Raw genomic sequence first — 20,225 nt, forward strand, 5'->3', positions numbered from 1 at the left:
GTTTTTCTGGCTTCGTCGATCTTCTGGATCGCGGAGGCGGGGCCGGCTCAGCCCTTGACGGGCAGGTAGGCGACCGCGTCCATCTCGATCTTGGTGTCGATGACGGCGCGCGCCTCGACGGTCGTGCGCGAGACCATCCCGTCCGGGAAGAACTCGGCGAAGACCTTGTTGTAGCGGCCGAAATTGCGCGCGTCCTCGAGGTAGACCGTGACCTTGCAGACGTCCGAGAGGTCGCCGCCCGCGGCCTTGAGGACGCGCCGGATCGACTCGATGGTCCAGCGCGTCTGCTCCTCGATCGGGCCGTCGCACATGTTGCCGTCCGCGTCCTTGGCGACCTGGCCGGAGACGAACAGGAAGTCACCGGCGCGCACGCCCGGATGGAAGGGCAGGTTGGGGTTCTTCTTGCCGACCGGCGTGATCTTGCCGCTCATGCGCTGTGGCTCCTCTAGAAGCAGGTGGTTTCGATGATGTCGACGCCGCGCTGGCGGTCGATCAGGTAGATCAGGCCGCGCTTGTCGAGCGTCACGTCGTTGGACGAGGAGCGCTCGAAGCCGGCCGGCGCGTCGGGCTGGTAGAAGCCGACCTCGCGCGGGGCGAAGGGATCGGCGAAGTCGACGAGGCGCAGGCCCTGGGCGAACCAGGCGAAGGGCACGACGCTGGTGCCGGTCAGCCGCTCCGAGGGCTGGTGGCAGCCGGTCATCGGCTCCTGCGGGCTGCCGTCGGTGTCGATGCCCGCGACCTGGAAGGTCGCGATCGAGATCGGGTTGCGCTCGTCGGTGATGTCGTAGACCCAGGCGAAGGCCGGCGCCGAGGGGTAGAGCTTGGCGACGTCCTCGTCGGCCACCAGCATGATCTCCCGGCCCTTCAGGGTCATCGGCATCCTGAGGCAGGTGTGCGTCGGATGCGGGAAGGACAGGCTGGTGTTGCGGTGGGAGATCAGCGTCGGCTTCGAGAGGTCGCTGACGTCCAGGATGAAGAAGCCGTGGTGCCAGTAGCTGACGTAGAGCCGGTTGCCGACCCGGAGCGGGTGGTGGCAGCGCGGCGGCACGTAGTCGGTCCAGGGGTTCTCCTCGCCGCCGGCGGCCCACTGGCCGGGGATCCACCAGCGCCCGACCTCCTCCGGCTTCGTCGGGTCCTGCAGGTCGACGATCATCGCGATGTTGCCGACGAAGCCCTCGGCGGTCGGCGAGAGGTAGGCGTAGCGGCCGTCGAAGTCGTAGCGGTGGACGCCCTTGCCGTGGGTCATCCACTTGGAGATCGGCTTCGGCTCGGCCGGGTTCGAGACGTCGTAGATCGCGATGCCGCCGCCGAATTCGGGCGCCGCCTGGCCGAAGCGCTCGTGGTTGACGATCATCAGGCCGTTGGCGACCCGGACCTTGTGGGAATGCCAGCCCTCGGGCACCTCGATGCGCGACAGCAGGCGCGGCTTCGAGGGATCGGAGATGTCGTAGATCGAGGTGCCGCTGGGCGGCCGCATGTGACCGACGTAGAGGGTCGTGCCGTCGACCCAGACCTGACCGCCGCCTGGGCAGTCGATATTGGCGATCAGCTTGGTGTTCTCGGCTCGGCTCATCGAAAGGGGCGTTCCTCGGGTGGGGAAGGGCGGGGCGGGACGGGGGAAGGCTCAGTCGAGGCGCAGGGTGTCGCCCTGGGCGTTCTGGCCCCAGCGCTTGAACAGGCCGAGCTTCTTCAGCGCCGGCTCGTCGCTGGCGACGAACAGCACGATCGGCTCCCTACTGTCGTTGACGTGCTGGCACCAGCTGCCGCCCGGCACCGCCAGGGTGTCGAACTGCGCCCAGTCGTGGCGCCGGCCGTCGATGATCGAGTGGCCGGCGGGGCCCTCGAAGGGCGCGACCAGCAGGCTGGCGGTCTGCTTCAGCGGCAGGGTCTTCTCGCCCGGGCGCAGCATCTGGGCGAAGAAGGTCATGGTCTTGAAGACCGGCTCGCCGTTGGTCGGGTCGATGTACTCGATCTTGATGGCCTCGTAGGGATCGCCCTCGTGGTCCCTGTAGGCCTCGAGGAACGCGCGCATCGGCTCCCAGCGGTAGACGTACATCGGCGAGGCGGCACCGGTGCCGCGGTCGTGGCCGACGAAGCGGGGCAGCAGGCCGCCGCGGCCGTAGATGTGCTTTGAGTAGTCGGGGTCGAAGCGGGCGGTCTGCTCGGCCCGGCTGACCTCGCGGTCGCCCTCCTTCTCCTTGTAGTCGTGCTCGAAGTAGATGGCGTTCAGCGTCTCGACCAGCGGCAGGTCGAGGACCGACAGGTTGACCGCCGGCTCGTCGCCCTTGTTGCCGTGGTTGTGCCAGGTGTCGTGCGGCGTCAGCACCATGTCGCCCGGCCCGAAGACGATGTCCTCGCCCTCGACGCCGGTGAAGTTCTGGCTGCCGGTCAGGCCGAAGCGGATGGCGTTGGGCGAGTGGCGGTGCGGCGGCATCACCTCGTGCGGATCGTTGAGGCGATAGGCCGTGTACATCGTGGTGACGGTGGCGCGGCGCGGCGCCAGGCCCGGGTTGACCAGGATCAGCGAGCGGCGCTCGGAGTCGGACATCGAGACCAGCTCGGCCGAGCGCTGCAGCAGCGGCCCGATCTGGTCGCGGTAGCTCCAGACGAAGGGCAGCGCCTTGGCCGACTTCATCAGCTGGCGGACCTCGTCGTGGGCGACCTCGGTGGTCGTCGCCCAGAAGGGGAACATGTTGGCCTGGTGGACGTCGTCGTAGAGCTTGTCCAGGGCCACCTTGATGTTGCTTTCCGCGCCCACCACCACCTCCTGCGCTGCTCGGGTCGGGCGCCCCGGCCTGCCGTCGATACCAATTTCAGATTGGTATCGCTATCTGGACCGCCCGTCTCGGCGAACTCTATCCGCGAGTTCCGTCGCGAGTCAAAGGTGCCGTGCGGGCCGACGCCGCAGGAATTGGGGAAAGGTTCCGTCCGGGCGGCCCTCAGCCGCGGAAAATCGCGGTTTCGCGGCCTTTCCGGGCAGGCGCGGGCCTGCCGGGCCACGCCTGATGTAACCAATATGCGCCGGCCGGCCCACTGGCGGGACCATTCCCGCTCCCTGCGGTCGGCCGCTCCGGGCTAGACGGCGTCGAGAGCCGCCAGGGGCAGCGGATCGAGCAGGTCGCGGAGCGGCAGGCTGCCGGCCCCCTGCCGTGCCGCGCCGCTCAGCGCGTCGACGAAGCGGCGGCCTTGCAGCGCCTCGGGCAGCAGGATCGCCGTGTCGCCCCAGGCCGCGGCGGGGATCGCGGGCAGTTCCGGGTGCAGCAGGCCGAGCGGCCGGCGCGGCACGACCACGACGGCCGCCCGGTCGCGGTGGCGCCGGGCGAAGGCGATGACGCGGTCCGCCTCGGCGCCGACGACCCGCAGCGCCCCGTAGTCGCCCTCGGCGAACAGCTGCGGCCGGGCCCGGCGCCAGGCGAGGCCGGCCTGCAGCACGCGCTGCTTGATCGCGCCGCTGCGCCAGTCGGCGAGCAGCTCCGCGAGCGGCCGCTCGCCGAGGCCCTCGAGTCGCGCGTCGAGGGTCCCGAAGGCGACCGGCCGGCGATTGTCCGGGTCGACCAGGCTGAGGTCCCAGCCTTCCGTGCCCTGGTAGAGGTCGGGAATGCCGGGCGCCGTGAGCTTGAGCAGGCTCTGGCTCAGGGAGTTGACCGCGCCGGCCCGCCGGAACGGCTCGGTCGTCGCGACGAAGTCCTGCAGGAAGGTCGGCTCCGACGCATCGAGCAGGCCTTCGGCGAAGGCCCGCACCGCGGCCTCGTAGGGCTCGTCGGGCGCGGTCCAGCGGGTGCGCAGCTTGGCCTCGCGCAGCGCCTTCTCCAGGAAGGCCGTGATCCGGTCGGAGAGCGCGGCGAGGCCGGCTCCGTCGTCCGGCTCCAGATCCGCCGGCCAGGCGCCGAGCAGGGTCTGGTAGATCAGCCATTCGGTCTCCGGCTCCGGCACCGGGCCCTCGTCGACCGCGCTACGCAGCCGGGCGTTGAGCGTCGACCAGCGGCCGACCGCCCGGGCCCAGAGCGCCGGCGCCTCGCTCAGGGCGTAGAGCCGGGCGCGCGCGTCCTCGCCGCGCTTGGTGTCGTGGGTCGCGGTCGCCGAGAGGCCGTGCGGCTGGCGCGCCCGCCGCTCGAGCATGGCCCGGTGGAAGGCCTCGGCCGAGGCCTCGGCGAGGCCGGGGTCGCCGCTGACCTCGTTGAGCGCGATCAGGCGGTGCTGGCGATAGAAGACCGTGTCCTCAAGGGCCTTGGCCATGATCGGGCCCGTCGTCTGCTGGAAGCGGGTCGTGAAGCGCAGGGCGTCCTCGCTGTCCTCTGGCTCGACCTCGAGCAGCAGCAGCGAGACGACGAAGTCGACGGTGCGCGGCTCCTCGACGTCGGGGCGCTGCTTGGCGCGCTCCGCGACCCCGGCGATCAGCCTGCGGTCGGTCTCGCCGGCGCCGGCCTCGTCGACGTAGCTGCGGTAGACCGGGAAGGCCAGGACCAGGGCGATGATCGCGCGGCGCAGGCTGTCCTCGCCGAAGTCGCGGGTCGCGAGCCGGCGCTGTGCCAGCTCGGCCGCCTGGCGCACCAGGGTCGCGAGCTCGGCGGCAAGGTTCTCGGTCAGGATCTGTCGCTTGGCCGCGGCGACCTCGTCCTCGAGGTCGAGCGGCCGGCCGACGAAGGCCTCGTAGGCCTCGCCGAGCGCGGCCAGCCCCGCCTGGTCGCAGAGCCCGGCGGCGAGCGCGGCGATGAACTCGTAGCCGGTGGTGCCGGCGACCGGCCAGGCGGCCGGCAGGGTCTCGCCGTCCTCCAGGATCTTCTCGACGACCAGGTAGGTGCCGTCGGGCAGGGCGGCGGCGAGGCGCTCCAGATAGCTCCTGGGATCGGCGAGGCCGTCGACGTGGTCCAGGCGCAGGCCCTGGACCAGGCCCTCCTCGACCAGCCGCAGCAGCAGGCCGTGGACCGCGTCGAACACCGCCGGCTCCTCGACGCGAACGCCGATCAGGCCGGTGATCTCGAAGAACCGCCGGTATGTCAGGCTGTCGCGCGCGGCGCGCCAGTGGACGAGCCGCCAGACCTGGGCCTCGTGGACCGCGTGGACCAGCTCCCGGTCCTGCGAGAGCGCGGCCAGGGTCGCCCGGAAGGCCTCGGGGACGCCGGGCTCGGTGAGGCGCCTGCGGAGGTCCGCGCGCAAGGCTTCGACGCTCTCCGGCAGCGCGCTCGCCAGCGGCGAGGCGAGGCCCTGCAGCGTGGCGTCGCCGGAGCGCGCGAGCAGCGTCGCGGCGCTCGGCGGGTTCAGCGGCAGCGCCGTCTCGTGGTAGCGCAGCAGCAGGCGGCCGGTCGCCGTCTCCAGGCCGAAGGCCAGCTCGCCGGCCTCCAGGACCTCCGCGTAGGGCGCGCCCAGGGTCGGGATCAGCAGCTTGTCCGCCGCCCAGTCGATGTCGAAGAAGGTCGCCGTCGGGCTCGCTTCGCCCCACTCCAGCAGCTCGGCCCACCAGGGATTGTCGGGCGTCGCGCTCATGTGGTTGGGCACGAAGTCGAGGATCAGGCCGAGGCCCTCGCGCCGCAGCGCCCCGGCCAGGGCCCGCAGGCCGGCCTCGCCGCCGAGCGCCGGCTCGATGCGGTTGAAGTCGGTGACGTCGTAGCCGTGGGTCGAGCCCGCGGCGGCGGCGAAGACCGGCGAGGCGTAGAGGTGGCTGATGCCGAGCTGTCGCCAGTAGGGCGCCAGCGCGGCGGCGCGCGCGAAGTCCATGCCCTCGCGGAACTGCAGGCGATAAGTGGCGCGCGGCAAGGTCATCGTGCCCGGCGCTTCAGGGCGCCGGCCGGACCGGGGCGAAGGGATCGAGGACCGAGACGCCAGCCGGTACGAAATGGGCGATGTTGCGGGTGACGACGGTGAGGCCGTGGTCGAGGGCGGTGGCCGCGATCATGAGATCGGCGCTGTCGTTGCCGATCGCCGCGCTCAGCGTGCCCCAGCGCCGGGCGGTGCTGAGCTCGAATGGCAGGATCCTGTCGTGATAGAGCGCCAGGACCCGGTCGAGCCAAGCCGTCAGGGTCCGGGCGAATGCCGGGTTCCTGCTCCGCTGCAGGGCAATGCCGCGCTCGATTTCACCGATGCTGACGACGCTGAGGAAGAGATCGCTGGTCCGCTGGCTTTCGACCCAGGCGACGACGCCCGGATCTCGTTGCCGCTTGCGCAGCTCCGACAGGACAACGGTGTCGATCAGGAACATCAGAGATCGAGATCGCGGGGCCGCAGCCGGATCCGCTCGAACTCTTCGTCGTCCTGAGGCATGGCCAGCAAGAGGTCGGGCAGCGAAGGCGCTTCTGCCTGATCGAGGCGCTGCAGGCGGTTGAACTCGGCGGCATCCACCACGACGACGGCCGGCTTGCCGTGCTTGGTCACGGTCTGTGGCTTTGCGCGTGCCGCCTCGATGACGGCGCTGAAGCGATTCTTCGCATCCTGCACGGACCAGGTCGCCATCTTCACCCCCGCGGTTGACGTTGAGCCGACAACAATCTGTCTAGAAAATCTATCCAGAATTTGGTCTCGGAGCGCTGTCCGATCAAGGTGTGTTCTGCTTCACTGCCTCGGTCGCTCGCCGGCCACGCCCCGGACGACGGCCTGGAAAAGACGGCTCTGCGGCAGCTCTTCCAGGGTCAGGCCGAGCCGGCGGCGCCAGTTCGGGTGCTCCTCGACCGTGCCCGGCACGTTGACCGCCTGGCGCTCCCCGGCGAGGTCCTCGAGACGCACCGCGAAGAGCCGCGAGGGCGCGCGCGCCAGGTGGCGGTGCACCGCGGCCGACAGGGCTTCGGCGGCGCTGCCCGACAGCCTGCCGTCCGCCGGGACCTGCCCGGTCTCCAGCAGGCCCTCGACGACGAGGTCGGCGAGCAGGCGGCGCTGGTCTTCGGCGCGGCGCCCGAGTTCGGCCTCGGCCATCGGCCCGTCCATGAAGCCGAGCTCGCGCTGCAGGGCGACGTCGTCGCCCTGCCACCAGCCGATCAGCGGCGGCAGGTCGTGGGTCGAGAGGCAGGCCAGCGCCTGGCGGGGATAGTCGCCCGGCGGCTTCAGGCCGTGGTCGAGCCGCTCGAAGTAGAGCAGGCGGTAGGACTGGATCTCGGCCGCGGCCATGATCTCGCGGAAGCCCTCGGGCACGGTGCCCAGGTCCTCGCCGATGACCAGGCTGCGGCAGTGCCGGCTGGCCTCGGCCAGCGCCTCCAGCATCTCGCCCATCGGATAGCGCAGGTAGGTGCCCTCGGTCGCCGGGTGGCCGGAGGGGATGAAGAAGAGCTGGCGCAGGCCCATGGCATGGTCCAGGCGCAGCGCCCCGGCATGGCGCATGACGTCCTCCAGCAGGGCCCGGTAGGGGGCCAGCGCGCGCTGCCGGAGCACCGCCGGCGACAGCGGCGAGAGGCCCCAGTCCTGGCCGGCGATGTTGAAGGAATCGGGTGGCGCGCCGACCCGGGCGCCGGTCACCATCAGGGCCTGGTCCGACCAGGTGGCGGCGCCGTCCGGCGCGTCCCCGACGGCGAGGTCGAGATAGAGGCCGATGCGCAGGCCGGCGGCCCGACCGCGCCGCTGCGCCGCCTCGAGCTGCCGGTCGGCGAGCCACTGCAGCCAGGCCTGGAAGGCCAGCTCGTCGCGCCGCTCGGCCTCGAAGGCCAGCACGGCCGCGCTGTCCGGCGAACGGAATTCCTCGGGCCAGCCCTGCCAGCCGGCGCCCTGGCCTTCGGCGGCGAAATGCTGCGACAGCGCCTCGAACAGCGCCTGGCGCGCCAGCGGCGTGCCGCGGGTCGCGCGGAAGGCGTCGAAGGCCGCGCGGCCGTCGGTGCCGCCCTCGGCGGCCGTCTCGCGCCAGCGCGGCCAGAGTCGGCGCAGCACGGCCACCTTGAGGCGCGCGACCCCCGGGTAGTCGACCAGGCTGCAGGCCCGCAGCCGCTCGAGCTCGGCCTGGTCGACCAGGACCGGATCGTAGCCCGGCACCCGGTCGACGGCGATGTAGAGCGGGTTGAGGAAGCGCCGGCTCGAGGGATAGAAGGGGCTGCAGCGCGCCGGATCGGCGAGCAGCAGGGCGTGCAGCGGATTGACGCCCAGGAAGTCGGCGCCGCAGGCGCCGGCCAGCTCCGCGGCCCGCGCCAGGTCCTCGAAGTCGCCGATGCCCCAGTCGCGCGCCGAGCGCAGCTGGTAGAGCTGCAGCGCGACGCCCCAGACCCGGCCGTGCTCCAGGCAGCCGGGCAGGAAGCAGCGCCGGTCCGCGCCGACCGCGACCCTGGCCTCCGGCAGCTCCGGCGCCTCGGCGAGCGCCTGGCGGAGCGCCGCCTCGTCGTCGGCCGGCACGCCGATCGCCTCGAGCAGGGCGCGCTTGACCTCCTCGGAGGCGACCCTGAGGTAGCCGAGCTGGTCGTGGTAGGCGAGGGTGATACCGTGGCGCTCGCAGAGCCGGTCGAGCAGCTCGCTCATCGGCCGCTCGCCTCCGCAGGGCTCCGGTCCAGCGAGACGACGATCGAGCAGGGCGGCAGGCGGCCCTCCGCCAGGCCGTCCGCCGCTCCCTCCGCCAGCTCGAAGAGCAGCCGCCCGGGGGGCGGCGGCTCGGCGGGGCGCTCCTCGCGCTCCAGGTTGGCGTCGATCTGCAGCCGGCTGCCGTCGGTCAGCGTCCAGGTGACGGCGACGACGCCGTCGTGCTGCGCCCGGATGCGGCCGCAGTGGCCGCCGAGGCCGGCCAGGCGGGGCACGACCTCGCGGTGCCGGATCTCCAGCAGCCGGCGCACGAGGCCGAGCTGCCGCCGCCCGTCGGGATCGTCCAAGCGCTGCCAGTCGAGGGTCGAGGCGGCGAAGGTCGTCGGATCGTTGGGGTCCGGGATGTGCTGCCGGCTGGCCTCGTCGGCGAAGGCCGACCAGGCGCGGAACTCGAGGCGCCGGCCCTCTCGCACGGCCTCGGCCAGCTCTCCGCGGAAGTCGGTGAAGAAGCAGAAGGGCCGCCGCTCGGCCCATTCCTCGCCCATGAAGAGCAGCGGGATCGAGGGGCCGAGCAGCAGCAGCGCGGTCAGCAGCTCGAGCATCGGCCGGTCGATCAGGTCGCTCAGCCGCTCGCCGAAGGCGCGGTTGCCGACCTGGTCGTGGTTCTGCAGGAAGTCGACGAAGGCGACCGGCGGCAGGCCGGCGCTGGGCTCGCCGCGCGGCCGGTCGCCGAAGTGCTCCGAGAGCTCGCCCTGGTAGACGAAGCCCTCGGCGAGGCTGCGTGCCAGCTTCGCCCAGTGGTCGGCGGCGAAGTCGCGGTAGTAGCCCTCGCTCTCGCCGGTCACCGCGGCATGGACCGCGTTGTGGAAGTCGTCGTTCCACTCGGCGGTGAACAGCGGGGTGCCGCCCTCGGCGTCACGGCGGTGCAGACGGATCTCGTTGCTGCTGTCCTCGCTGGTCAGGTGGACATGCCGGTCGCGGATGCGTTCGCGCACCAGCCGCGCCATCTCCTCCAGGATCGGCTCCGGCGAGGGGTCGTGGATCTGGTCGATGGCGTCGAAGCGCAGGCCGTCGAGGCGGTACTCCTCCAGCCAGTACAGCACGTTCTCGCAGAAGAACCGCCGCACCGGCGGCTTCTCGTAGGCGATGGCGCTGCCCCAGGGCGTCTGCCGGCCGGCATGGAAGAACTCGGGGGCGTAGAGGTGCAGGTAGTTCCCGTCCGGGCCGAAGTGGTTGTAGACGACGTCGAGCAGGACCATCAGGCCGCGGGCGTGGGCCGCGTCGACCAGGGCCTTGAGGCCTTCGGGCCCGCCGTAGGCCTCGTGCGGCGCATAGAGCAGCACGCCGTCGTAGCCCCAGCCGCGCCGGCCGGCGAACTGGGCGACCGGCATCAGCTCGATCGCCGTGACGCCGAGGCCGGCCAGGTGGTCGAGCCGCTCGGCGACGCCGGCGAAGGTCCCGGACCCGCTGAAGGTGCCGACATGCAGCTCGTAGATCACCGCCTCCTCCCAGGGCCGGCCGTGCCAGCCGGTCGTGCGCCAGCGCCAGGCGCCGGGATCGGCGAGCCGCGACAGCCCGTGGACGTCGCCGAGCTGCGCGCGCGCGGCGGGATCGGGGACGACCAGGCCGTCCTGCAGGCGGAAGCCGTAGCCGTCGCCGGGCGCGACCGCGTCGGTGGCCAGCTCGAACCAGCCGTCGTCGCTGCGCCTCATCGGCCGGTCCCGGCCGCCGCCATGCAGCCAGACCCGCGCCTGGGCCGGCGCCCAGAGCCGGAAGCGCGTGGTGCCGTCGCCGAGCGGCTCGGCGCCCCAGGTCCTGGCGGAGGCCGGGCAGTCGCTCACGTCACCTCGCCTTCGAGCACCAGGACGGCGCGGCCCGGCAGCTCGACGGTCTCGCGCGGATGGAAGGGCTCGCGCTCGGGCCGGACCTGCCCGACGGCGCTGTCGACCAGCAGCCGCCAGCGCGCCGCGGTCGCGCTGGCCGGCAGCACGAAGGGCAGCGGCTCGGGGTGGGCGTTGAGCAGGATCAGGTGCCGCTCGCCGGCGGCGCCGCAGAGCAGCAGCCCGACCGAGCGCGCCTCCGGATCCTCCCAGTCGCCCGGCGTCATGTCGTGGGAGTCGTGGCGCAGCCACAGCACGTCGCGGACCTCGCCGCTCCCGACCGGCCGTCCGTGCAGGAAGTGGCTCTGGCGGAGCGGCAGCGTCGCCCGGCGCACCGCGACGACCTGCCTGACGAACTCCAGGAAGGCGGCGTCGCGCGGGTCGAATTCCTCCCAGGCCAGCCAGGTCGACTCGTTGTCCTGGCAGTAGGCGTTGTTGTTGCCGGCCTGGCTGCGGCCGACCTCGTCGCCCATCAGCAGCATCGGCGTACCCTGGGAGATCAGCAGCGTGGTCACGATGGCGCGGCGCAGCCGGTCGCGCAGGGCGAGCACCTTGGGATCGTCGCTCGGCCCCTCGACGCCGCAGTTCCAGCTCACATTGTGGTTGTGGCCGTCGTTGTTGCCTTCCTGGTTCGGCTCGTTGTGCTTGCGGTCGTAGGACAGCAGGTCGGCCAGGGTGAAGCCGTCGTGGGCCGTCGCGAAGTTGATGCTGGCCCAGGGCCGGCGGCCGCGCCGCTCGAACAGCTCGGCCGAGCCGAGCAGGCTCTTGGCGAGGCCGGGCAGGGTGCCGGGATCGCCGCGCCAGAAGCTGCGCAGGCCGTCGCGGTAGCGGTCGTTCCACTCGGCCCAGCCGGGCGGGAAGTTGCCGAGCTGGTAGCCGTCGGGCCCGGTGTCCCAGGGCTCGGCGATCAGCTTGACCCGCGACAGCACGGGGTCCTGGCGGACCGCGTCGAAGAACACCGCGCTCAGCTCGAAGACGTCGCGGTCGCGGCCGAGCGAGCTCGCGAGGTCGAAGCGGAAGCCGTCGACATGGCACTCGCGCACCCAGTAGCGCAGCGAGTCCATGACCAGCTGCAGCACCCGCGGGTGGCGCAGGTTCACGGTGTTGCCGCAGCCGGTCGTGTCGAAGTAGTGCTGCGGATCGTCGCCCAGCAGGTAGTAGCTGGCGTTGTCGATGCCCCGGAACGACAGCGTCGGGCCCAGCTCGTTGCCCTCGGCGGTGTGGTTGTAGACGACGTCGAGCAGCACCTCGATGCCGGCTTCGTGCAGCCGGCGGACCAGCAGCTTGAACTCGTGGACGTCGCCGCCGCGCGAGATGTAGCGGCTGGCCGGCGCGAAGAAGCCGATCGTGTTGTAGCCCCAGTAGTTGGCGAGGCCCTTCTCCACCAGGTAGCGGTCGTCGAAGAAGGCCTGCGAGGGCATCAGCTCGACCGCGGTGACGCCGAGCTTGACCAGGTGCTCGATCACCTGCGGCTGCGCGAGGCCCGCGAAGGTGCCGCGCAGCTGCGGCGGCAGGTCCGGATGGCGCGCCGTCATGCCCCTGACGTGGGCCTCGTAGATGATCGTCTCGGCCCAGGGCACCTTCGGCGGCCGGTCCGCGCCCCAGGTCGCCGCCGGATCGATGACCACGCACTTCGGCATGACGAAGGCCGAATCGCGCCGGTCGAACGACAGGTCGCCGCGGGCGTGGCCGACCCGGTAGCCGAACAGCGCGTCGTGCCAGCGGATCTCGCCGTGCAGCGCCAGGGCGTAGGGGTCGATCAGCAGCTTGTTGTGGTTGAAGCGGTGGCCGTTCCTGGGGTCGTGCGGCCCGTGCACCCGGTAGCCGTAGAGCTGGCCGGGGCGCACCTGGGGCAGGTAGCCGTGCCAGACCTCATGGGTGAACTCGGGCAGGGCGATGCGGTCGGTCTCACGGCGGCCGTTGCGGTCGAACAGGCAGAGCTCGACCTTGGTGGCGTTGGCCGAGAACAGCGCGAAGTTGACGCCCGAGCCGTCCCAGGTGGCACCGAGCGGAAAGGGCGACCCCGCCTCCAGCTTCATCGTCATTCGTTCTGTCGTCCTAGGAAGAGGGGCGCAGGACCAGTACGCCGAGCGGCGGCAGGGTCAGGTCGAGCGAGGCGGGCCGGCCGTGCCAGCCCTCGCCGGACGCGTCGGCCCGGCCGCCGTTGCCGACGTTGGAGCCGCCGTAGAGCTCGGCATCGCTGTTGAAGATCTCGTCCCAGCTGCCGCCCCTCGGCACGCCGACGCGGTAGCCGTGGCGCACCAGGGGCGTGAAGTTGCAGACCACGACGACGGGATCGCCGCCGTCCGCGCCGTTGCGCTGGTAGACGAAGACGCTGCTGTCGGCGTCGCTGGCGTCGATCCACTCGAAGCCGTCCGGCGCGCAGTCCCGCTCGTGCAGCGCCGGGTTGCCGCGGTAGAGCCGGTTGAGGTCGCGCACCAGGTGCTGCAGGCCGGCGTGGGCGGGATCGTCGCAGAGGTGCCAGTCGAGCGAGCGGTCGTGGCTCCACTCGCGCTCCTGGCCGAACTCGCCCCCCATGAACAGCAGCTTCTTGCCCGGATGGGTCCACATGAAGGCGAAGTAGGCGCGCAGGTTGGCGAACTTCTGCCAGCGGTCGCCGGGCATCTTGCCGAGCAGCGAGCCCTTGCCGTGCACCACCTCGTCGTGACTGAGCGGCAGGATGAAGTTCTCCGAGAAGGCGTAGTGCAGGCCGAAGGTCACGCGGTCGTGGTGATGGCGGCGGTAGATCGGGTCGCGGCTGATGTAGTCCAGGCTGTCGTGCATCCAGCCCATGTTCCACTTGTAGCCGAAGCCCAGGCCGCCGCTGTAGACCGGCCGGCTGACCTGGGGCCAGGCGGTCGACTCCTCGGCGATGGTGACGGCGCCGGGATTGTCGGCGTAGACCCGGGTGTTGGTCTCGCGCAGGAAGGCGATCGCCTCCAGGTTCTCGTTGCCGCCGTGCGCGTTCGGCAGCCACTCGCCGGGCTTGCGGCTGTAGTCGAGGTAGAGCATCGAGGCGACGGCGTCGACCCTGAGCGCGTCGACGTGGAAGCGCTCCAGCCAGAACAGGGCGTTGGCCTGCAGGAAGTTGGCGACCTCGCGGCGGCCGAAGTTGTAGATCAGCGTGTTCCAGTCCTGATGGAAGCCGAGCCGCGGGTCCTCGTGCTCGTAGAGCGCGGTGCCGTCGAAGCGCGCGAGGCCGTGCACGTCGCTCGGGAAGTGCGCCGGCACCCAGTCGACGATGACGCCGAGCCCGGCCTCGTGGCAGCGCTCGACCAGGCGCGCGAAGCCCTCGGGCGGGCCGAAGCGCGCGGTCGGCGCGAACAGCCCGATCGGCTGGTAGCCCCAGGACCCGGCGAAGGGATGCTCGCTGACCGGCAGGAACTCGAGGTGCGTGAAGCCCATGTCCCGGGCATAGGGAATCAGCAGGTCGCCGATCGTGTCGTAGTCGAGCAGGGAATCGCCGTCGCCACGCCGCCAGGAGCCGAGATGCACCTCGTAGATCGAGATCGGCGCCGCCAGCGCCTGGCGCGCCTGCCGGCCCTCCATCCAGTCGGCGTCCCGCCAGTCGCGTGCCGGCAGCCCCTCGACCAGCGAGGCGGTCCGGGGCGGCGCCTCCTGGCGGAACGACAGCGGGTCCGACTTGAGCGGCAGCTGCTCGCCCCGGGGACCGACGATCTCGTACTTGTAGAGCGCGCCGCGCTCCAGGCCCGGCACGAAGAGCTCCCAGACGCCGGCTTCGTGGCGCCGGCGCATCGGATGGCGCCGGCCGTCCCAGGCGTTGAACTCGCCGACCACGCTGACCCGCTGGGCGTTCGGCGCCCAGACCGCGAAGGCCACGCCCGCGACGCCGTCCAGCGTGAGCGGATGGGCGCCGAGCCGCTCGAACAGCCGGCGGTGCCGGCCCTCGGCCAGCAGGTGGACGTCGAGCTCGCCGAGCACCGGGGGGAAGCGGTAGGGATCCTCGGCCTGCCAGCTGCGCTCGCCGGCCGTCATCTCCAGGCGATAGGCGAAGCGCTTCTTGCGGCGCGGCACCGGGCCGGCGAAGAAGCCTTCCGGATGGACGCGCTCCAGCCGCGCGGCCACCTTGCCGGTCTTGGCGTCGAGCACCGCGACCTCGGCGGCCGGCGGCGCGAAGACCGAGACGGTCAGCGGCGCGCCGTCGCCGCCGTGCATGCCGAGCACCGAGAAGGGGTCGCCATGGCGGCCGCGGACGATCGCCTCGACCGCGCTGTGATCCCTGGGCAAGGCAGTCTCGCTGTTCATGGCGTCCCGTGGCTTTCCAGGTGGTCGTGACGTTCGAGGAGGTCGATCAGGCCGGCGAGCGGCACGCTGAGCCAGGCCGGCCGGTTGGCCAGCTCGTAGCCGATCTCGTAGACCGCTTTCTGCAGCAGGAACAGCTCGAGCAGCCCCTCGCCCAGGGCCGGGTCCTCGGGCCAGGTCGGCGCGCCGGCGATCGTCTCGCGGTAGCTGGCCAGCACTGCCGACGTCGTGCGGTCGCGCCACAGGCGGGCGCGCCGCGCGACCGCCTCCTGGTCGATGCCGAGCCGCTGGCTGTAGCGGCTCGCCGCGGTCGCCGCCGCGTAGTCGAGCGAGCGCAGCAGCCCGGCGAGGTCGCGCAGCGGCGACGACTTGAGCCGTCGCTCCGAGAGGCTGCGCCCCGGCTCGCCCTCGAAGTCGATGACCACGAGGTCGTTCTGGGCGACCAGGATCTGGCCGAGATGATAGTCGCCGTGGATCCGCGAGCGGGCGCCCGACGGCGCCAGCTCGGCGACGGCCTTCAGGCGATGGGTCAGGCGGCCCTTCAGCTCGAGCAGGCGCCGGACCTCGGCCTGGGCGGCCTCCGGCAGCCGGTCGCGCGCGCCCTGCAGCTTCGACAGCATCGCCCTGGCCTCGGCCTGGGCCTCCCTGGACCAGCGCTTGAGGTCGGCGCGGGTCAGCGGCTCGCAGGCGAAGGCCGGGTCGTCGGTCGGGGCGGCGAGGGCCCTGTGCAGCTCCGCCGTGCGCCTGCCGAGCAGCGGACCCAGCTCGAGCGGGAAGTCGAAGCCCTCGGGCTCGGCCGGTGTCTCGGCATCGGGCTGGCGCAGGGCCTGCTCCTCCAGGTCGCGCTCGAGGGCGGCGGCGACGACGCCCCAGGCATCGCCCTGGTTGGGCACGAAGGCGAAGGCCGCGACCAGGGTGGTCGGCTCGCCCTCGCCCTCGACCACGTCGATCGAGCCGAGCAGGGCCGGGGTGTTCGGATAGCCGGCGGTCTCGGTCAGGAAGCGGGCGACCTCGACGTCGGGCTGCTCGCCGGCGCGCAGGCGCCGGTAGAGCTTCATGATCGCCTTGTCGCTGAACACGATCGAGATGTTGCTCTGCTCGACGCCGAGCGGGCGCGGCGCGCCGAAGTCCTCGATCGCCGCCAGGCGCTCGCTGCCGCTGCAGCGCAGGACGTGTCCGTCGGCCTCGTTGCGCCGGCCGGCCTGCATGGCGCGCAGCAGCTCCTCGGCGAAGGCCTCGTCGTGGGCGCCGTCGATCAGGGCGCCGACCCGCGGGCCCTTGCGGATCTTGGCCAGGGTGTAGCTGAGCTTGGGCGCGCCGGCCCGCAGGTTCTCCTCGCCCCAGCGCGCGGCGAGCGGCAGGAAGTAGCGCTGCGGCGCGTCGCTTTCGGCGCCCTTCAGGACGACCTCGGCGGTGGCCAGCAGGTGGTCGGGATTGTCGAGGCTGCCGAGCGGAGTCAGGGACACGCTGGCGATGCGCTCGTCCTTGGCCGCGAACCAGCGCTGCAGCGGCAGGAACGACGGCAGGGTCTCGCTCTCCAGCTGGCGCTTCTCGCGGCCGGTCAGCACGCTGGAGACCCTGCCGTCGCGGCTGGTCACGGTGATGAACTCGGGCAGCGGCTCCGGCATCGGCTGGTGCCAGTGCGGCATCTCGGCCTCGTCGGCCAGCAGGAACCAGTAGAAGCCGTAGGCCGGCAGGGTCAGCAGGTAGGGCAGGTCGCCGACCGGCGGGAACGGCGAGCCGCCGGTCAGCTCGACCGGCACGGCGCCGCGGAAGCGCGACAGGTCGAGCTCCACCGCCTGGGCCGAGCGCGCCAGGTTGGCGACGCAGAGGATCGCCTCGTCCCCCGACTCGCCCCGGCACTCCCGGACGTAGGCCAGGATCTTGCGGTTGTGCGGGTAGAGGAAGCCGATCGTGCCGCGGCCGAAGGCGCCGTGCTGCTTCCGGACCGAGACCATGCGCCGGGTCCAGTTGAGCAGCGACGAGGGGTCGGCGCGCTGCGCCTCGACGTTGATCGCCTGGTAGCCGTAGACCGGGTCCATGATCGGCGGCAGGTAGAGCTGCTGCGGGTTGGCTCGGGAGAAGCCGGCGTTGCGGTCGGTCGACCACTGCATCGGCGTGCGCACGCCGTCGCGGTCGCCGAGGAAGTAGTTGTCGCCCATGCCGAGCTCGTCGCCGTAGTAGAGGATCGGCGTGCCGGGCATCGACAGCAGCAGCGCGTTCATCAGCTCGATCTTGCGCCGGTCGTTCTGCATCAGCGGCGCCAGGCGCCGGCGGATGCCGAGGTTGATGCGGGCGCGGGTGTCGGCGGCATAGGTCCGCCAGAGGTAGTCGCGCTCCTCCTCGGTGACCATCTCCAGCGTCAGCTCGTCGTGGTTCCTCAGGAAGATCGCCCACTGGCAGGGCTCCGGGATCTCCGGAGTCTGCCGGATGATGTCGGTGACCGGATGCCGGTCCTCCTGGGCCAGCGCCATGTACATCCGCGGCATCAGCGGGAAGTGGAAGCCCATGTGGCACTCGTCGCCCTCGCCGAAGTAGGGGCGGGTGTCCTCGGGCCACTGGTTGGCCTCGGCGAGCAGCATGCGGTCGCTGTACTTCTCGTCCAGGCTGGCACGGACCTGCTTCAGCACCTCGTGGGTCTCGGGCAGGTTCTCGTTGTTGGTGCCCTCGCGCTCGACCAGGTAGGGGATGGCGTCGAGCCGGAGGCCGTCGACCCCCATGTCGAGCCACATGTGCATGACCTTCAGGACCTCCTTCATGACCCGCGGGTTGTCGAAGTTGAGGTCGGGCTGGTGCGAATAGAAGCGGTGCCAGAAGAAGGCCTCGGCCTCGGGGTCCCAGGTCCAGTTCGACTTCTCGGTGTCGAGGAAGATGATCCGCGTGCCCTGGTACTTCTGGTCCGTGTCGCTCCAGACGTAGAAGTTGCGCGCCGCCGATCCGGCCTTGGCCTTGCGCGCCTTCTGGAACCAGGGGTGCTGGTCCGAGGTGTGGTTGATGACCAGCTCGGTGATCACCCTGAGGCCGCGCCGGTGCGCCTCGGCGATGAAGCCCTTGAAGTCCTTCATCGTGCCGTAGCTCGGGTTGATCGAGCGGTAGTCGGCGATGTCGTAGCCGTCGTCGCGCAGCGGCGAGGGATAGAAGGGCAGCAGCCAGATCGCGGTGACGCCCAGCTCCTGGACGTAGTCGAGGCGCTGCATCAGCCCGGCGAAGTCGCCCAGGCCGTCGCCGTTCGAGTCCTGGAAGGCCTTGACGTGCAGCTGGTAGATGATCGCGTCCTTGTACCAGTCGGTCTGGCCGCGATCGATCGTGCCGTCGGGCGTCTTCCGGCGGCGGGGCGGCGTGGCCGGCGACGTCTCTGCGGGCAGGGGATGGTCCATCTCGCCGGTCCTCCTACCGCGGCGCGCCCGGCGGGATCAGCCGCCAGATCGCGTAGGGGCGCTGCCGCGGGTCGAGCCACAGGTGCTGGACCTTGCCGTGCCAGGTGAAGTGGCTGCCGGTGACCAGGTCCTCGACCTCGATCGCCGCCTCGTCCGGCAGCCCGAACTCCCAGAGCGGCACCTCGAAGTGGGCGCCCTGGGCGTTGTGCGGGTCGAGATTGACCGCGAACAGCAGGAAGCTCGACAGGTCGGCCGTGCGCTTGCCGTAGTAGAGGATGCTGTCGTTCCAGGCGTTGTAGAAGGCGATGTTGGTGAAGTCCTGCAGCGCCGGATGGCGGCGTCTCAGGTCGTTGACCAGCCGCACGTCGTCCTTGACGTTGCCGGGCCGGTCCCAGTCCCAGGCGCGGATCTCGTACTTCTCGGAGTTGAGGTACTCCTCCTTGCCCGGCACGGCGGCCGCCTCGCAGAGCTCGAAGCCGCTGTAGATGCCGTAGTTGCCGGCCAGGGTCGCGGCCAGCACCAGGCGCACGCGGAAGCCGGCGCGGCCGCTGTGCTGCAGGTAGTAGGGATTGATGTCCGGCGTGTTGACGAAGAAGTTCGGCCGCATGGTGTGGCGGCAGTCCTCCCGGGTCAGCTCGGTCAGGTACTCGGCCAGCTCCTGCTTGTGGTTGCGCCAGGTGAAGTAGGAGTAGGACTGGCTGAAGCCGATCTTGGCCAGGCGCTTCATGACCTTCGGGCGGGTGAAGGCCTCGGCCAGGAAGATCGCCTCCGGATGCTGCGCCCGGATCTCGCCGATCAGCCACTCCCAGAAGGGGAAGGGCTTGGTGTGCGGGTTGTCGACGCGGAAGATCGTGACGCCCTGCTCGATCCAGAAGCGCACCACGTCGCGCAGGGCGTGCCAGAGCCCCGGGATGGCGTCGCGGTAGAAGTGGACGTTGACGATGTCCTCGTATTTCTTCGGCGGGTTCTCGGCGAACTTGATGGTGCCGTCGGGCCGCCAGTCGAACCATTCCGGATGCTGCCTGATCCAGGGATGGTCGGGCGAGCACTGGATGGCGAAGTCGAGGGCGATCTCCAGGCCGTGGTCGCGGGCCGCCGCGACCAGCCGCCGGAAGTCCTCGAGGCTGCCGAGCTCCGGGTGGATCGCGTCGTGGCCGCCTTCGGCCGCGCCGATCGCGTAGGGGCTGCCGGGGTCGTCGGCCTCGGCGATCAGGCTGTTGTTGCGGCCCTTGCGGTTGGTCCGGCCGATCGGGTGGATCGGCGGGAAGTAGAGCACGTCGAAGCCGAGCTCGCGGACGTAGGGCAGGCGGGCGACCACGTCGTCGAAGGTGCCGTGGCGCCCGGCGTCGCCCGACTGCGAGCGCGGCATCAGCTCGTACCAGGCGCTGAAGGCGGCGGCCGGCCGGTCGGCGAAGACCTGCAGGACCTTGTGGCGCGTCAGGTTCGTGCGCGGGCCTGCCTGGTGCATCAGCGCCGCCGCGTCGTCGCCCATCAGCAGGGCGAAGCGGTCGCCCTCGGCGGTCCCCGCGCGCAGCTCCCTGTCGAGCCGCTTCAGGGCCTTGCGCTGCTCGGCCGTGCCGCGCGTGCCGTCGGCCGCGGCCTTGGCGACGAGGCGGCAGCCCTCCTCGATCTCCAGGCCGATGGCGAGGCCGGCGCCGTACTTCTTCGAGACCTCGCTGCGCCAGCTGGCGAAGAGGTCGCGCCAGGCGGCGATGCTGTAGTCGTAGAGCCGGTTCTCCGGCAGCGTGATCGAGCCGTGCCAGCGGTCGTTGTCGAACAGCACCATCGGCGCCTCGGTCCAGGCCGTGGTGCCGGCCGGGCGGAGCAGAAGGGCGGCGTCGATGGCGTCGTGGCCGTCGCCGAAGATGTCCGCCTCGACCGCGAGGTGGCCGCCGGCGACGGCCTTCGCCGGGAAGCGCCCGCCGTCGATCTCGGGGCTGACCGCCTCGATCGCGATGCGCTCGGCGGCCAGGGCCTCGAGGCGGGCGTCGGCCGGGTCGGCCGTCGCCGCTCCCGGCCGTCGCGGGCGCGAGCGCGCAGCGGCCCCGGGCGGCCGGCGGGTCTTGCGGGCCGCCTCGGCCGCTCCGGCTTTCGGTTTCTTAGGCGTCACGTCGTCAATTCGCCTCCCAGCGCCTGCCGGTGGTGTCTTGCGATGGTCCGCCGACGACACGGCTCCGTTGCTGCCTTCGCGGTGCGTCCAGCCGTCGGCCGTGCCGCGAGGGAGCCGGGGGCTCTCTTGTCCGGCCGGTCGTGCGGCAAAGGCAGCCACCGAACGAGGAGTCCG

General features: G+C 71.5%; 12 protein-coding genes. All 12 read right to left on the reverse strand.

The window, feature by feature from the left end:
* Positions 1-47 precede the first annotated feature (47 nt).
* On the reverse strand, positions 48-431 hold the full coding sequence (locus B9O00_RS21650; RefSeq protein ID WP_085124819.1) for a RidA family protein: 384 nt from the start codon (positions 429-431) through the stop codon (positions 48-50).
* A 14-nt stretch (positions 432-445) separates the two neighbouring features.
* Positions 446-1,573, reverse strand: coding sequence for an LVIVD repeat-containing protein (locus B9O00_RS21655; protein WP_085124820.1), 1,128 nt, complete (start codon positions 1,571-1,573; stop codon positions 446-448).
* 51 nt (positions 1,574-1,624) lie between these two features.
* Complete coding sequence (locus B9O00_RS21660) at positions 1,625-2,758, reverse strand: cupin domain-containing protein (RefSeq protein WP_200808623.1); 1,134 nt, start codon at positions 2,756-2,758, stop codon at positions 1,625-1,627.
* Positions 2,759-3,075: 317 nt separating this feature from the next.
* The gene (treY, locus tag B9O00_RS21665) at positions 3,076-5,760 is read right to left on the reverse strand and encodes a malto-oligosyltrehalose synthase (protein ID WP_085124821.1); all 2,685 of its coding nucleotides are present in this window, start codon (positions 5,758-5,760) and stop codon (positions 3,076-3,078) included.
* 13 nt (positions 5,761-5,773) lie between these two features.
* Positions 5,774-6,196, reverse strand: a complete 423-nt coding sequence (locus B9O00_RS21670; RefSeq protein ID WP_085124822.1) for a type II toxin-antitoxin system VapC family toxin — start codon at positions 6,194-6,196, stop codon at positions 5,774-5,776.
* Positions 6,196-6,447, reverse strand: a complete 252-nt coding sequence (locus B9O00_RS21675) for a type II toxin-antitoxin system Phd/YefM family antitoxin (protein WP_085124823.1) — start codon at positions 6,445-6,447, stop codon at positions 6,196-6,198. Before B9O00_RS21675 ends, B9O00_RS21670 begins: the two co-directional genes overlap by 1 nt.
* A gap of 99 nt (positions 6,448-6,546) precedes the next feature.
* Positions 6,547-8,424 carry a 4-alpha-glucanotransferase gene (malQ, locus tag B9O00_RS21680; RefSeq protein ID WP_085124824.1) on the reverse strand — a complete coding sequence of 626 codons (1,878 nt, stop codon included), beginning with the start codon at positions 8,422-8,424 and terminating at the stop codon, positions 6,547-6,549.
* A complete protein-coding gene (gene treZ / locus B9O00_RS21685; RefSeq protein ID WP_085124825.1) occupies positions 8,421-10,262 on the reverse strand; it encodes a malto-oligosyltrehalose trehalohydrolase in 1,842 nt (613 codons plus the stop codon). Before treZ ends, malQ begins: the two co-directional genes overlap by 4 nt.
* Positions 10,259-12,346 carry a glycogen debranching protein GlgX gene (gene glgX, locus B9O00_RS21690; protein ID WP_085124826.1) on the reverse strand — a complete coding sequence of 696 codons (2,088 nt, stop codon included), beginning with the start codon at positions 12,344-12,346 and terminating at the stop codon, positions 10,259-10,261. Before glgX ends, treZ begins: the two co-directional genes overlap by 4 nt.
* 13 nt (positions 12,347-12,359) lie before the next feature.
* On the reverse strand, positions 12,360-14,567 hold the full coding sequence (gene glgB, locus B9O00_RS21695; RefSeq protein WP_085124827.1) for a 1,4-alpha-glucan branching protein GlgB: 2,208 nt from the start codon (positions 14,565-14,567) through the stop codon (positions 12,360-12,362).
* Positions 14,564-17,941, reverse strand: coding sequence for a maltose alpha-D-glucosyltransferase (treS, locus tag B9O00_RS21700; RefSeq protein ID WP_085124828.1), 3,378 nt, complete (start codon positions 17,939-17,941; stop codon positions 14,564-14,566). Before treS ends, glgB begins: the two co-directional genes overlap by 4 nt.
* A gap of 13 nt (positions 17,942-17,954) precedes the next feature.
* Positions 17,955-20,051 (reverse strand): alpha-1,4-glucan--maltose-1-phosphate maltosyltransferase, encoded by a 2,097-nt coding sequence (locus B9O00_RS21705; RefSeq protein ID WP_085124829.1) that lies wholly within the window; start codon positions 20,049-20,051, stop codon positions 17,955-17,957.
* Positions 20,052-20,225: the final 174 nt, after the last annotated feature.

It is taken from the genome of Tistlia consotensis USBA 355 (assembly GCF_900177295.1).
Taxonomy (GTDB): Bacteria; Pseudomonadota; Alphaproteobacteria; order Kiloniellales; family DSM-21159; genus Tistlia; species Tistlia consotensis.